This is a genomic window from Thioalkalivibrio sp. ALJ7, from assembly GCF_000376865.1.
Taxonomy (GTDB): domain Bacteria; phylum Pseudomonadota; class Gammaproteobacteria; order Ectothiorhodospirales; family Ectothiorhodospiraceae; genus Thioalkalivibrio.
In genome coordinates this window covers 1-12,610 of the sequence record NZ_AQXQ01000006.1, presented here as the reverse complement: position 1 = coordinate 12,610, position 12,610 = coordinate 1, and the positions used below count along the sequence as shown (strand labels likewise).

Below are 12,610 nucleotides of genomic sequence, written 5' to 3'. Positions count from 1 at the left end.
CCGGAACCTGCCCTGCCGCTGCGGCGCCATCCCTGCCTTTCCGGGTAGAATGGCGCCGCAGTCGTTTGTACCCTCCCCGAATACGGGCCTGTAGCTCAGTTGGTTAGAGCAGGGGACTCATAATCCCTTGGTCGTCGGTTCGAGTCCGACCGGGCCCACCACATAAACCGTTAGTCACACGCTTTTCGGCAGCACCAAAGACAGCGCCCACAGGGGCTGGGAAGCACATGGGAAGCGGTTTTCCAGAGTGGCCGAACCACGCAAGAAACGCCCCGGCAGCTTGGTCTTCCGGGGCGTTTTACTTTGCGAGGCCGGGCCGTCCGGCTATGGTCAGGGCACCACCACCAAGAGGGGCAACTATGGCAACAGACAGCAGCGACCGGGACTGGCAATCGCGGCTGCGCGATGCCTGCAACTCCACGGCCGACACCGCGGCAGAAGAACAGACGCATTTCCGTAGCGAAGCCGAACAGGCGCCGCTGAGTGAACTACGCATCTTCCTGGATCGGCCGAGCGGGAAGTATCAGCGTGACGCCCGGGCCGTGATGCGCGAAGTTCTACGGCACCGGGAAGCACAGGAAACGGCGGTACAAGCCAAGGCGACTTGGTGGCGCGGCCTTTTGCAACAGGCTTCTGCTCAGGTACTTGGTGGCATCTTTGTCGGCGTATTGCTGGGTACGGGTAGCGTGCTTCTGACTGGATGGGCTTGTCCGTAGCCCAACCAAGGGGGAACGATGGATCTTGCGCAATGGGGTATGGCCCTGAACTTCGGTGGCGCCTTGGCGGCCGCCTTGGTGCAGCTGCCATGGAGTCGCCGCGACGTGTTATCCGAGGCTGGGTTCGGCTATCAGCACGCCACCACTGAAGCGGAAACCTACCGGCTCCCGCCTACCAAAAAGGTGCGGCGGCGGCGCCTCATCACTGGCCTTGGACTCGCGGTAATGTCTACCGGGTTCCTACTGCAGCTCTGCGCCAGCCTTGGATAGCCGGATCGCATGGCCTTAGCCTGAATTCCGGGCTTTTCACTGGCGGGGCGCAGCCCGGAGGGTCAGACCTTGCCTTTCGTAGCCCGGAGGGTCAGACCTTGCCTTTTGCCTCTCTGGTGTAGGTGGGTCAAAAGGAAAAGCCTGACCCCGGCTTATGCTCAGGCCGCCTCGGCGGTGATGAAGCCTCGCTGGAGGTCGACAGTGATCCGCTGGCCCTCGATGACCGTGGCGCAGGCCAGCAGGAAGATTTCCACGAACTCGTTGCGCTCCTCCTCCGGCATCTCCGAGGAGGTATTGGAACCATTGAAGGTGCCGAACATGGTGTCGTGGGCGCCGGCGGAGTACAGGATCAATCGCTGCATGGCGGCCTGGTCGTCCGGCGATGGCGCGGCGGTGTCCAGGACCGGCTCGTCCAGCTTCTGCTTGATGGTGGAATAGAGATGGAACAGATATTCCGCCGCGCTCTGGCGCCCTCGCCGATCCTGCAGGGTAAATTCGGCGGAGACCGCCTGGCCGCTACGGGCACGCAGCACGATGTGTTTCGGTTCCGGCTGATCGTCGGCGTACGGGTTCAGGATGTTGGCCACGATGTCTCCAGAAGGGTATGGACGAATGGCGTGCCAGAGTACGAGACCGCCTTCGCGATTTCCATGACACCGCCCTCGCTTGCGCTTCAAGCCGACAGGTACCGACGTGCGCTCTTCGCGCTGCGGTCGGGTCGAGGATCGGGATCCATTCCCGATGATGGTCAATGCCGGCACCCCTGCGGCCGGTCGAGCCGCAGCTTTACTGCATAAGGGTCGGCTTGGGATACTGCCTGCATGGGATGGCGCGCAGGTTTGCGGGCGGTCGCCGGAAACTCACCCGCTGATCGAGATCGCGCTCCCCTCCCGCCAGCCATGCGTTTGTTCAAACATCCTGCCCTCTTCGGCTGCCTCCTGATCCTGGCGACGACCGCCGCGGCTGACCCGGCGAACCCTGGCGACCCGGACCGCGCAGTCGCGGCGGCCGACTCCGCAATTGAATCGCGCATGCGAGCCGGGAGCGCGCCCCTGCGCCTGACGTTGCGCGAGACCTTGCAGGTCGCGCTTGCCCGCAATCCGTCACTGCGCGGCGCGTACCTGGGCCGTGTGGTCGACCGGGCCAATCTGGATCTGGCCAACCAAGCCTTTCATCCCCGGAGCGCCGTGACGCTTCAAGCTCGCGAGCAGCGTACAGCGGGCGCGAACGGCGTGCGGACCCGCACCGCCAGTGTCAATCCAAGTGCCAGCCTCGCGCTTCCCACCGGCGCGCAGGCGGGCCTGAACTGGCGGATTGAACGGGTACTCGAATCCGACGCGCCCAACACCCCGCCAGACAGCGCCTCCGCAGTCACGCTGGACATCACCCAGCCGCTATTGCGCGGTGGCGGTCTGGAGATTGGCCGGGCGCCAGTGGAACGTGCGCACCTGAACGAGGAACAGAATGTACTGGCCCTGGAGTCCCAGGTCATCAGCACCCTCGCCCAGGTAATTCAGGCCTACCGCAACCTGATCCTGGAAAACCAGCGGGTCGAACTCGCCGAGCTCGCCCTGGAAAGAAGTCGCCAAGAGCTGGAAAACCGGACGGAGCTGGTGGAACGCGGTCGGCTGGCAGCGGCGGATCTGGCCCCGGCGCGCGAGAGCCTTGCGCGTCAAGAGCTACAGCAGGCGCAGACCCAGGAGCGCCGGGATCAGGCCGAGCTCGATCTGATTCGACTGATTGGGCTGGAACCCGGGGTGAGGCTCGAGCCGCAGGACGCGATTGATGTCCACGACATTGACGGACTCCTCGCCGATACACCCCCCCTCGAAAGCGCGATGGATACGGCACTGGATCGGAGTCCGGAATTTCGCCAATCGCTGGTCACGCAACGACTGACCGCTCTCGATCGAACGCTGGCCGAGGACGCCAACCGTTGGCAACTGGATGTGTCCGCCTCGGTCGAGCTGCGGGGCGATAGCCCGTCCACCACTCGAGCCATCGAGCGCGGCTTCGAAGAGTCTCCAGGCCACTCCCTGGGCCTGCGCCTCAGCATCCCCTGGGGAGACCGGCACACGCGCCAACAACGCCTTGGCGCGGCACGGGTGGAGCAGCGTCAGGCGCGCCTGCGGACCCAGGAACTCCGAACATCCATCCGCATCGAGGTCGAACGTGCCCTTGGGGCGCTGGAGAGCCGACGGGATCAACTCCATCTGGCCGAACAAGCGCTGGATCTGGCACAACAGGCCGTGGCGATCGAGCAGGAAAAGCTCGCAGTCGGGCGTTCCTCGGGGTTCGAGGTCGAAAGCGTGGAGCGCGAGCTCCGGGAGGCGGAGCAGGCGTTGCTGGATGCCGCCATCAACTACCAGAACGCCCAGACCGAACTGGATCGGGCGATGGGCATCGTGCTCGAACGCTGGGATCTGGCGATCCCATCCAGGACAACAGACACATCCGCATACATCGATTGAGATCCGCATCGTGGCTCGGTCATCCGGCGTATGCCCGGAGGCTTCATCCCCGCCCAAAACACCTCACCTTACGTTGGACTCACGCCGTATAAAGGTGTCGGCACTGCCCATGCTAGGCTGGCTCGCATTCAACGGCGAACAAGCACGGAGGCCACGTCCAAATGATCCCTCTACCGATACGACGCGCCTTATTGCTGAGCATGACATTTGCCTTGGTGGCTACCTCGGGATCCAGCCTGGCCTCGAACACCAGCAGCGCCAACGTAGGTGACGTGCTGCGCGCGGGGGACCAGACCCGCGTAAAGGCCTTGATCGGCTCCACCGGCTGCATGGAACTGCGGGGCCTGAGCGATAGTGAGGTGCAGGGATATCAGATCATCGAGTCCTACCGTGGAGGCCTCACGACCACGGTCAAGGACCGCGATCGGGAGCGCTGGCGCGAAGGCGAGACGAAACGGTTCGACTTCCGTAACTCGGCAATCATGGTGCTCTCTGGCTCCGTGGAGATAACGGAGATCAACCGTAGCGGCGGAGGCTGCCCCGATCGCCTCGGACTGCGCGTCGGCTGATGGCCACGGCAGGGCAAACCTGCACCCCCACCCCAACCCGGTATCCGCAATGAATCCAGTTTCTCGCCTGTTCACCACTGCGATCGTGCTTTCGTTCGCCTCGGTGACCCTATCCTCTGCGGTCGCCTCAGGGGGTGGCAGCTCCGCCAATGAAGGGGACGTCCTGCGCAGCGGCGACAGCGTGCAGCTCGCCACGCAAAGCTTCGCCACCGGGTGCATCGGATTCCGCGGACTTGCCGACAGCACCCTGCAGGGATATGCAATGGTGATGGACCCAGACTCGCACATGGAAAGTCTCACACTCACAGCCCGCGACCGGGAACAGTGGCGCGAAGGCGAGAGCAAGCGGCTGGATTTCAGCCACCGTTCGGAGGTTCACGTAGTCTCCGGGCAGGTCGAGATCACCGAGATCAACTACAGCGGCGGCGGCTGTCCGAACCGCCTCGGCATACGCTAATCCGCCAAGCAGCTCCGCCACACCCACCGTTACGGCACCCGTGATCCAGCGGTCCGCCCTGTCCGCACTCGCGCGTGCGGGCCTGCTGGCAGGTTCCGCGGTTCTCTTTCACCTGAGTTTTCCGGAGGGCCCCCTGCCCGGGGCCTTCGTCCTGATATCCATTGCCCTTCTGGGGCTCGCGTTGCAGGGCCTGACCATCGGCGCATCCGCTACGACCGGCCTTCTGGCGGGCCTGGGCTACTGGCTGCCATCGCTCGGATGGGTCGTATCCGGCACCGAAGCCTGGCTCGGCTTCCCATGGATCCTTGGCAGCCTGATGGTGCTGGGGCTGGCGCTCCTGCACGCAGCACCCTACGCGCTGTTCTCCGGTGCCGTCGCCGCACTTGCACTGCGCCTGGAACGTCCCGCTGAGGCCCTGCTCGCAGCGGGGCTGCTGACGGTGGTCCTGTCCTTCTCGCCGCAGGTCGTTCCCGGACATTTTGCCTACGCCCTGCTCGCCCACCCCCTGCTGGCACAAGTCGTCGATCTGGGCGGCATGCCCCTGCTGCTCTTTTTCTCGGCCGCGATCGGCTTTCTCGCCGCCGGCATGCTGATCGCGGTGAGTCGCCACACGCTCACCCCAGTCGCGCCCGTACTGCTCGGCTTGCTGGTGGTGACCGTGCTGGCCTACGGGAGCCTGCGCCTGGATGCACTGGAACGGGCCGCTCCGGAACACAGCACCCGGTTGGGCCTGGTACAGCCCAATATCCCGGTACATGTGCGGCGCGACGACATGCCGATGGCCGATCGAAACAACGACATCGACACCGCCATTGCGCAGACCCGCAAGTTGCACAAGACCGACCCGGATCTGGATCTGGTGATCTGGCCCGAGGCGGCCATGACGCTTCAGGCGGCTCCGCAATCCTGGGGGCATCGCGCCCTTGCCGCCCTGGCCGACGAGATCGGGGTACCCATACTGGTCAACGGGACCGAACACCGGGATGACCCGGCCCATGACACTCACAACGTCGCCCTACTGTTCGAGCCTGGGGCCGGCCTGTCCGGGACCTACCGCAAACGCAAGCTCGTGCCATTCGGCGAATACCTGCCGTTCGAAGCGCAACTGCCCTGGCTACGCGAGCGCCTGCCACATGCCTCACGCTTCAGCCCGGGACACCCGGAACCGTCCCTGACCGGGCCCGACGGGGTGCACCTAGCCCCGACGATCTGTTTCGAGAGTCTGTTCGCCAACCTCGTGCGCGAGAACCTGTCGGGGCAAGCGGGGATCATCGTGAACATCAGCAATCACGCCTGGTTCGGTTCGCCGCGCGCCGCGGATGCGCACCGGGCCATCGCGCGCGCACGCAGCCTGGAGAACCGCAGTCCATTGGTCATGCTGCACAACACCGGGGGCGGGGCTGTCTTCGACGCGACGGGCCGAGTGGTGCCAGGTAGCGAGACGCCACAGTGGCGGAGCACGACTCAAAGCATCGTGGTCCACACCGTGGCGGAGCGCCCTTTCTACCAGCGCCATGGCGACCGCTTCATTCACGGCCTGGCCGTGCTGGTCCTGCTGGCCAGCCTCCATCGTGGCTGGCGCCGGCGGGGACGCTCTACTCGCTACGCAGTGCGATGATCGGATCCAGCCGCGAGGCCTGCAGGGCGGGGTAATACCCGAAGGCAATCCCCGTCAGCGTGGAGACGGAAACGCCCAGCAGTACCGCCATGGGTGCCGCCACGAACGGGTTACCAGTGAAATGGGCAAAGGCGATGGCCACCCCGGTTCCCAACGCGGCCCCAATGACACCGCCCAGCAGACACAGCATGACCGCCTCGACCAGGAACTGGCGACGGATGTCGGCATTGCGGGCCCCGATGGCAAGCCGAATGCCGATCTCCTTGCGTCGCTCGGTGACCGATACCAGCATGATGTTCATGATCCCTACGCCCCCCACGATGAGCGCAATACTGCCGATCGCGCCCAGCATGATCGTGAACATGCGGCTTTGCTGCTCCATGTTGGCCAGCAACTGTTCGGCACTATTCACCTCGACGGGCAACCCCGGGGCGCGCTCCTCCACCCAGGTCTCGATGGTTCGCGCCAGTTCCTGATGGTCGGCCTGTGGATGCACACGCGCCAGGATGCCTTCCAGCTGGTTATCGGCATCGAAACGCTGCAAGGCTTTGATCGGCAGAAAGATCGTCCGGTTCGGGGAGATCGGACTCACCCCGCCGCCTCGTGGATACGGCTCCAGGATTCCGGCCACCGTCATGGTGTAGCCGTCCAGCCCCACTCGGTCACCCACTTCCAGCGGCTGGTTGGTTTGCGCGGCATAGTTCGATGCCACCTCGGAACCGACCACACCCTGGAGCTCCACCCCATCCAGCTCGGAGACCCAGCGCCCGGCGGCCAGGCGCACCCGCAAGAGCCCCTGTAACGCCTCGGTCGCCCCCGTCAGCCGGACATTCTGGGTCTCCGCGCCCGCTCGCAGTTGCGCACTCGCAGAATCAAATGGCGCGACTTGAATCAATTGCGGCAGGGCCGGCCCCAATGCCCGAGCCAGTCCAAGGTCCAGCTGGTTACGCGCGGGGTCGTCCTCATCCGTGGCGTAGCGCTGTCGGATATTGATGACATTGGTCCCCATCGCGCGAAACTGCTCCAGCACCGCGTTGTGCATGATGGACCCGACATTCAGCATCGCGATAACCGAGGCCGTGCCGATCACGATCCCCAGTAGCGCCAGCAGGGAGCGCTGCTTGGTCGCCACAATATTGCGGCTCGCCTCGCCCAGGAGCATCCCCAGCCTCATGCCGGCACCTGCTCCGGGCCGGCGACCACACCGTCCCGGATGACCAGTTGCCGGGGACACTCCCGTGCGATGGCCGGGTCGTGGGTGATGATCACCACGGTCACGCCTTCGCCGTTCAGCTCGTGGAACAAATCCATGATCTCGCGGCCCACACTCGAATCCAGCGCACCGGTGGGCTCATCCGCCAACACCACGGAAGGGTTCCCCACCAGTGCACGCGCAATCGCGACCCGCTGGCGCTGGCCGCCGGAGAGCTCGTTGGGTCGATGATCAACGCGATCACCCATGCCGACTCGACCCAGAATCTCGCGCGCACGGCGACGCATCTCCCGCTTGCTCACGTCCTGATACAGCAGCGGCAGCCCCACGTTATCCAGGGCCGTCAGTCGCGGCAGCAAGTGAAAGGTCTGGAATACGAAACCGATCTGCTGATTGCGGTAATGCGCCAGGGCATCGGGCGCGAGTTGCAGCACGTCCCGACCCTCGAAAAAGAAATCACCCGAAGACGGGCGTTCAAGCATCCCGATGATGTTCATCAGCGTGGACTTGCCGGAGCCGGAAGCCCCCATCAGCGAGGCCAGTTCACCCCGGTGGATCTCGAGTTGAACTCCGCGCAGGACGTGCACATCGGTGGGTCCGACGCGATAGGAGCGATGGACGTCTTGCAGGCTAACCAGCGGTTGCGCCGCGGACATCAAACTTCACCCCCGGGTGGCAACAGCCGGTCTCCGGGTTCCACGCCGCTTCGCACCTGGACCCCATCGTATCGGGACCGGCCGAGTTCCACCGCGATGCGCTCGGAGCCGTTGGATGTCTGCCGCAGGACCCAACGCTCCGACCCGCTCCCGCCCAGATAGGCATGGGGCACGACCACCGCATCCGAATCCTGCTGCGTGATCACATCCACGGAGGCGGACATCCCCACCCGAATCCGTTCCAGGTCCTGGTCGTCGAGGTCATCAATACGCACGACCAGGCGGAACGATGGCAGACCTCGTCCGCTCCCCTCCTGCGCTTGCGAAGACACATAGGACACCCGGGCCGGCATCGGGTCACCCCCGCCTCGCACCACGTTCACCCGGGCCGACTGGCCCGCCTGGACGTCATGGATATCCAGCTCATCAACGGTGCCTTCGATCTCCAGGGAAGACAGGTCGCCCACCGCCAGCAGAGCGGCACCACTGGACACACGCCCCCCAGCCTCCACCCGCTCGCCGTCATCCCGGTCCTCGCCAAGGGGCGCCAGAACGACGCCATCGACCGGGGCATACACGCGGGCCCCATCACGTTGGCGTTGTACCTGCTCATACTCCGCGCGCGCGTTCTCCACCTCGACTCGCGCCCGCGCAATCGCCCGTTCACCGCCCTGACGCGAGGTCTCCGCAAGGTCTTCTCGCGCGGCCTCGACCCGCACTCGGGATTCTTCCACTCGCTCCCGGGCCGCCCGCAACTCGCGCTCGGGAACGATGCCACGCTCGAATAGATGCTCGACATCATCCAGTTCGCGCTGATCGTTACTCAAATTGCGTTCGGCCTGCCTCAGACTGCGGCGTGAACTGGCCATCTCGCGGCCCTGCTCCCAGTCCTCCAGGTCCTCAAGCTCCGACTCGGCATCCGCCAGGTCGCTGCGTGCACGCCGATAGCGGATATCGATTTCGGTCGAATCGAGTTCCAGCAGAAGATCACCCTCGTCCACCCGCTCGCCATACTCAACGTGACGGGCCACCACGGTGGACTCGAAAGGACTGACCAGCGTAATGACATCGCCCGGACGAAACCGCCCGGAAAAGCTCGTGGTGCTTTCCACCGCGCGCGATTGCACCTCGAACGCTCCGGGCTGAGTGGCGTCGACGACCGGGGCATCGCTGGCACCAAATTCGGGCAACGCGGCGTTCGGAATGGCCCAGTACCCAGCACCCGCAAACACGGCCACAACGGCGGCCGTCATCATCAGCCGCATGCGGCCGGAACGGCGGTACGCCTGCTGCAAGGCCTCGCTGTTCGCCTCGATTTCCAGGAAGGCGTCCTGCAATTCCTTGTGTTTGCCGCGCAGCTCATCGGAAAGGCTCTGCTCGGCCTGACGTGCCTGCTCCAGGTCGGTCACATCCGTAAACACCGCGAGCACGGCGCGCTCGCCCCCGGCTTGCCGGGGCGCCAGATAGGAGGTGGTCAATTTCAGCGAACGTACGTGCCCACCCACGCTGATGGACACCATCTGGTCGGGCTGCATCACACCGGAATAGACCGCCTCGAACAAAGCATCGACGAAGGCCGCGTAGCCCTCTTCTCCGATAAACACCTCGGCCAGGCTGCGTCCTTCTGCCTCATCGGCCCGTAACCCGAGAATCGCCGCCCCGGCGGGATTCAAGGTTGTGATCGCGCCAGAGGCGTCGACGACCAGCACCCCATCCGCCATCGAATCCAGGATCTGCTGACTCAACATAACTGGACTGTCGCTCATGGCATCACTCCTGCGTCAGGGAGCGACAGCCCCCAGCTATCCAGCGTGGTCCCCAGCGCCCGGTCCAGCGCAGTCTGCGCATTCAGATACGCAATCACAGCGTCCAACAAGCTCTGCTCGGCCTGCTGGAGGTTTTGTTCGGTTGCATTGACCTGGAACGACGTCGTCCGTCCCACGGCCAGCCGCTCACGCTCGATCTCCAGGCTTTCGCGCGCCAATTCCAGCGAACGCTGCGCCAAGCCCAACTGTTGCCAGCGACTGTTCAGATCATTCAGGGAACGCTCCACTTCCAGCTCCAGCTCGACCTCTCGTTCGGAGAACTGGATTTCCGATTGCTGCAGGCGAATGCGGGACTCAAGCAGCCGAACCGGCCGCTCCGGATCCAGGATCGGGATCTCCAACTCCAGCCCCAACGCATATCCCGGACGCTCGTCAAGCGTCGAACCGGTGGCCTGCCGAGCGCTTCGCCCGGTCGCCCCGGCATCCAGCGAGGCATTCAGATCGAGTCTCCAGAGGTGTTCATTCTCGGCCAGCATCTGCCCGATCGATTCGATCTCGCGCGCGATCCGCAGGCGCAAATAATCCGGACGGTTGTCACGCGCAATCGATGTGGCCGCTTCCAGCGAGGGAGATCGAACGCGAAGGCTCTCAAGCGCCTCCAGCTCGACCGTGTCACGCAGACGAAGGCGCGTGTCACGCCCCAGGTTGAGCAGTCGCAGGAGCTCCAGCCGCGACTGATCCACGGCGTCTTCGGCCTGGCTAACACTGAAGCGCTGATTGGCCAGGCGCGACTCGGTCTGCACCAGTTCGTTGGCTGCCATACGCCCTCGCTCCACCAGCGCACGATTGCGTTCCAGCTGTTCAACGGTGCGCTCCAGGGATGCTATCGCAATCTCCAGGCGCTGCTGGCCCTGCAACAGCGAGCGATACGCCGCAATCACACTATCGATGGTCCCGACCACCGTCTCTTCCAGCCCCAGGGCACTCGCGGTTTCCTGCAAGCGGGCAATCTCCAGCGGAGCCCGACCCACCGCCAGGCCGCCGCCACGCAGTAACGGCTGATTCAGGTCCAGCGAAAGTTGAGAGCTGCGCGAGGTTTGGATGGCGGGCTCATCCAGGCCATGGTCCTGGTCAAGATTCCAGCTGAAACCGATCCGCCCCCCGGTCGGAAGTTCGGTATCCAGGGAGGGCGAGAGGGTGCTCGAACGCTGAGTATCGGCATCGTCCCCGGGCGCGCGGTTCTGCTGGGCGCCCAATACGATCGTACCCTGCGGCCGAAATTGCGCCTCGGCCACCGCCAGATTCAACTGATCCACCACGCGATCCAGATACGCGCTTTGCAGCTGGGTATTCCGCCGCAGGGCCAGGGCAATGGCCTCGGCCAGCCCCAACTCCAACTCGCTGCCCGACAGTGGGGCAGGCTCGTATTCGTGGACATTGAAACTACCTGCAGAAGCAGCGGCCGTGGGCATCACAACCCATGCGGACACTGCAAACGCCAAGCTGGCCAGCACACCCGTGACCCAGCATGCTGGCCAGCCTCGCGTGTCACCTAACACGTGCGGTTCGTCTAGATCCGAGACCTAACGTCGTTCCCGAGTGCACAGCCAACCGGTTTGGGACGAATACTCACTACTGCTGGCACCACTGCTGAGCCGTTCGGCATGATGCTCGCGCAGGTACGAGTCCAGATCCGAGTTGCTCACATTTCCAAAATACTGCCCGAAGTTCGCACCGGTTGCGCCACTACCACAGCCACTTCCGGTACTTCCTATACCCACGCACACACAAATCGTAGAAGCGTTCGCGGTCGCGCCGAGCATCACCCCACCGAGCAGCATCATCGTAGCCAGTCGCTTTTTCATCTTTTCTCCTAATTGTCGAATCCATCAGACAGCCGTTCAGCTTCCCCCGTGAAAGGGCGAGGGCCTCAACGGTGCCGCGGTGCCGTTGTAATTGGGTTCTGCATACGTTTGCCTGGAAGCTGCTCGACAGCCGCGAAGCGGAGGCGGCTCACGGCCACCGGCAAGACTTGGAGCACTCGACCCGGTGGCTCAGTTCATCCTGATCGTCATACCAGGTGATCTCGACTTCACTGGAGTAATAGGAGGCATATCCTGGCAACGACATCCGAACCGAATTCAGGTCGCCCCCGTCCAGTTGATACGCGTAGTTCCCATACCAGCCGTCCCAGACGAATTCCTCGCTGGCGCCGGGGGCAAGCCTGAACTGCCGTTGTTCATAATCCGCCGATCCGTGCAGGACCGTAATGGTCCCCTGCAGTGCCTCACTGGAGCGGTTCTCGAGTCGCAGCTCGGAAACCTCGTCGGCCTTGGCGGCCCCCGCCAACATCGTGGCCATCCCGACCGCAGCCACCAGCGCCCACCGTGTCACTCGTCCCATCCATCACCTCTCGTGTCGATCGGAACCGCGCAACGACCGCCCCGATGTCATGATCGCCCGAATCTCACCAGGCGCCGTTCGAGCGGTATCAGATCACAAACCGTGATTCAGTTCAGATTTCGCCCTAATGCGGCTAACGGAAAGCTCACGCTTCCGGCGAGTAACCGCACCCAGACGGAGGATCCGGCGCGAGCCCAAGCTCTAGGTGTGGAGTCTCACAAGGTTGTCCTCAGGTAGCCCGAGGACGCTGATGGGTGGCTGTTTGTTCAGGCTACCGTGTGGGCGGTGCCAGTTGTAGTCATGGATCCACCGGGGCAGGTGGCGTTTGCGCTCCTCCGAGGTGGCATAGGTGAAGGCGTAGGCCCACTCGCGCAGGGCGGTCTGGATGAAGCGCTCCGCCTTGCCGTTGGTTCGCGGCGTATAGGGCCGTGTCCGGCGATGACGGATGCCCAGCCGACGGCAGGCCTGGCT

The 12,610-nt window shown here is 64.2% G+C and carries 12 protein-coding genes and 1 tRNA gene; 6 read left to right on the top strand and 7 right to left on the bottom strand.

The window, feature by feature from the left end; all coding sequences use genetic code 11:
- Positions 1–84 precede the first annotated feature (84 nt).
- A tRNA-Ile gene (locus D002_RS0101530) sits at positions 85–161 on the top strand.
- Between the two features lie 198 nt (positions 162–359).
- The gene (locus D002_RS0101525; protein ID WP_018140151.1) at positions 360–716 is read left to right on the top strand and encodes a hypothetical protein; all 357 of its coding nucleotides are present in this window, start codon (positions 360–362) and stop codon (positions 714–716) included.
- Positions 717–1,144: 428 nt separating this feature from the next.
- Here the strand turns inward: D002_RS0101525 and D002_RS0101515 are convergent, their stop codons facing one another.
- The gene (locus D002_RS0101515) at positions 1,145–1,573 is read right to left on the bottom strand and encodes a hypothetical protein (RefSeq protein WP_018140149.1); all 429 of its coding nucleotides are present in this window, start codon (positions 1,571–1,573) and stop codon (positions 1,145–1,147) included.
- A gap of 312 nt (positions 1,574–1,885) precedes the next feature.
- Between D002_RS0101515 and D002_RS0101510 the strand changes: the two genes are divergently transcribed.
- The 4 genes from D002_RS0101510 (at position 1,886) to lnt (ending at position 6,101) form a co-directional block, all read left to right on the top strand.
- A complete protein-coding gene (locus D002_RS0101510) occupies positions 1,886–3,457 on the top strand; it encodes a TolC family protein (protein WP_018140148.1) in 1,572 nt (523 codons plus the stop codon).
- Between the two features lie 161 nt (positions 3,458–3,618).
- Positions 3,619–4,026 (top strand): hypothetical protein, encoded by a 408-nt coding sequence (locus D002_RS0101505; protein WP_038044967.1) that lies wholly within the window; start codon positions 3,619–3,621, stop codon positions 4,024–4,026.
- 49 nt (positions 4,027–4,075) lie between these two features.
- A complete protein-coding gene (locus tag D002_RS0101500; RefSeq protein WP_018140146.1) occupies positions 4,076–4,483 on the top strand; it encodes a hypothetical protein in 408 nt (135 codons plus the stop codon).
- A gap of 82 nt (positions 4,484–4,565) precedes the next feature.
- Positions 4,566–6,101: an apolipoprotein N-acyltransferase gene (lnt, locus tag D002_RS0101495; RefSeq protein ID WP_026181436.1), complete on the top strand. Its 1,536-nt coding sequence runs from the start codon at positions 4,566–4,568 to the stop codon at positions 6,099–6,101.
- Here the strand turns inward: lnt and D002_RS0101490 are convergent.
- From D002_RS0101490 to D002_RS0101465, 6 genes are all read right to left on the bottom strand, one after another.
- Positions 6,079–7,263 (bottom strand): ABC transporter permease, encoded by a 1,185-nt coding sequence (locus D002_RS0101490; RefSeq protein WP_018140144.1) that lies wholly within the window; start codon positions 7,261–7,263, stop codon positions 6,079–6,081. The genes lnt and D002_RS0101490 overlap by 23 nt on opposite strands.
- A gap of 8 nt (positions 7,264–7,271) precedes the next feature.
- Positions 7,272–7,970 carry an ABC transporter ATP-binding protein gene (locus D002_RS0101485; RefSeq protein ID WP_018140143.1) on the bottom strand — a complete coding sequence of 233 codons (699 nt, stop codon included), beginning with the start codon at positions 7,968–7,970 and terminating at the stop codon, positions 7,272–7,274.
- Entirely contained in the window at positions 7,970–9,736 is a 1,767-nt protein-coding gene (locus D002_RS0101480; RefSeq protein ID WP_026181435.1) for a PAS domain S-box protein, read from the bottom strand. The genes D002_RS0101485 and D002_RS0101480 overlap by 1 nt, the downstream gene beginning before the upstream one ends.
- Positions 9,733–11,226 carry a TolC family protein gene (locus D002_RS0101475; RefSeq protein ID WP_369772002.1) on the bottom strand — a complete coding sequence of 498 codons (1,494 nt, stop codon included), beginning with the start codon at positions 11,224–11,226 and terminating at the stop codon, positions 9,733–9,735. The genes D002_RS0101480 and D002_RS0101475 overlap by 4 nt, the downstream gene beginning before the upstream one ends.
- 523 nt (positions 11,227–11,749) lie before the next feature.
- Positions 11,750–12,139 carry a hypothetical protein gene (locus D002_RS0101470; protein WP_231362906.1) on the bottom strand — a complete coding sequence of 130 codons (390 nt, stop codon included), beginning with the start codon at positions 12,137–12,139 and terminating at the stop codon, positions 11,750–11,752.
- 201 nt (positions 12,140–12,340) lie between these two features.
- Positions 12,341–12,610 (bottom strand): integrase core domain-containing protein (locus tag D002_RS0101465; protein ID WP_018140139.1); only part of this gene is annotated, 270 nt, incomplete at its 5' end.

Coding starts and splice junctions, on each gene's coding strand:
- D002_RS0101525 (WP_018140151.1), top strand. CDS start 360: ATGGCAACAGACAGCAGCGACCGGGACTGGCAATCGCGGCTGCGCGAT.
- D002_RS0101510 (WP_018140148.1), top strand. CDS start 1,886: ATGCGTTTGTTCAAACATCCTGCCCTCTTCGGCTGCCTCCTGATCCTG.
- D002_RS0101505 (WP_038044967.1), top strand. CDS start 3,619: ATGATCCCTCTACCGATACGACGCGCCTTATTGCTGAGCATGACATTT.
- D002_RS0101500 (WP_018140146.1), top strand. CDS start 4,076: ATGAATCCAGTTTCTCGCCTGTTCACCACTGCGATCGTGCTTTCGTTC.
- D002_RS0101490 (WP_018140144.1), bottom strand. CDS start 7,263: ATGCTCCTGGGCGAGGCGAGCCGCAATATTGTGGCGACCAAGCAGCGC.
- D002_RS0101485 (WP_018140143.1), bottom strand. CDS start 7,970: ATGTCCGCGGCGCAACCGCTGGTTAGCCTGCAAGACGTCCATCGCTCC.
- D002_RS0101480 (WP_026181435.1), bottom strand. CDS start 9,736: ATGAGCGACAGTCCAGTTATGTTGAGTCAGCAGATCCTGGATTCGATG.
- D002_RS0101470 (WP_231362906.1), bottom strand. CDS start 12,139: ATGGGACGAGTGACACGGTGGGCGCTGGTGGCTGCGGTCGGGATGGCC.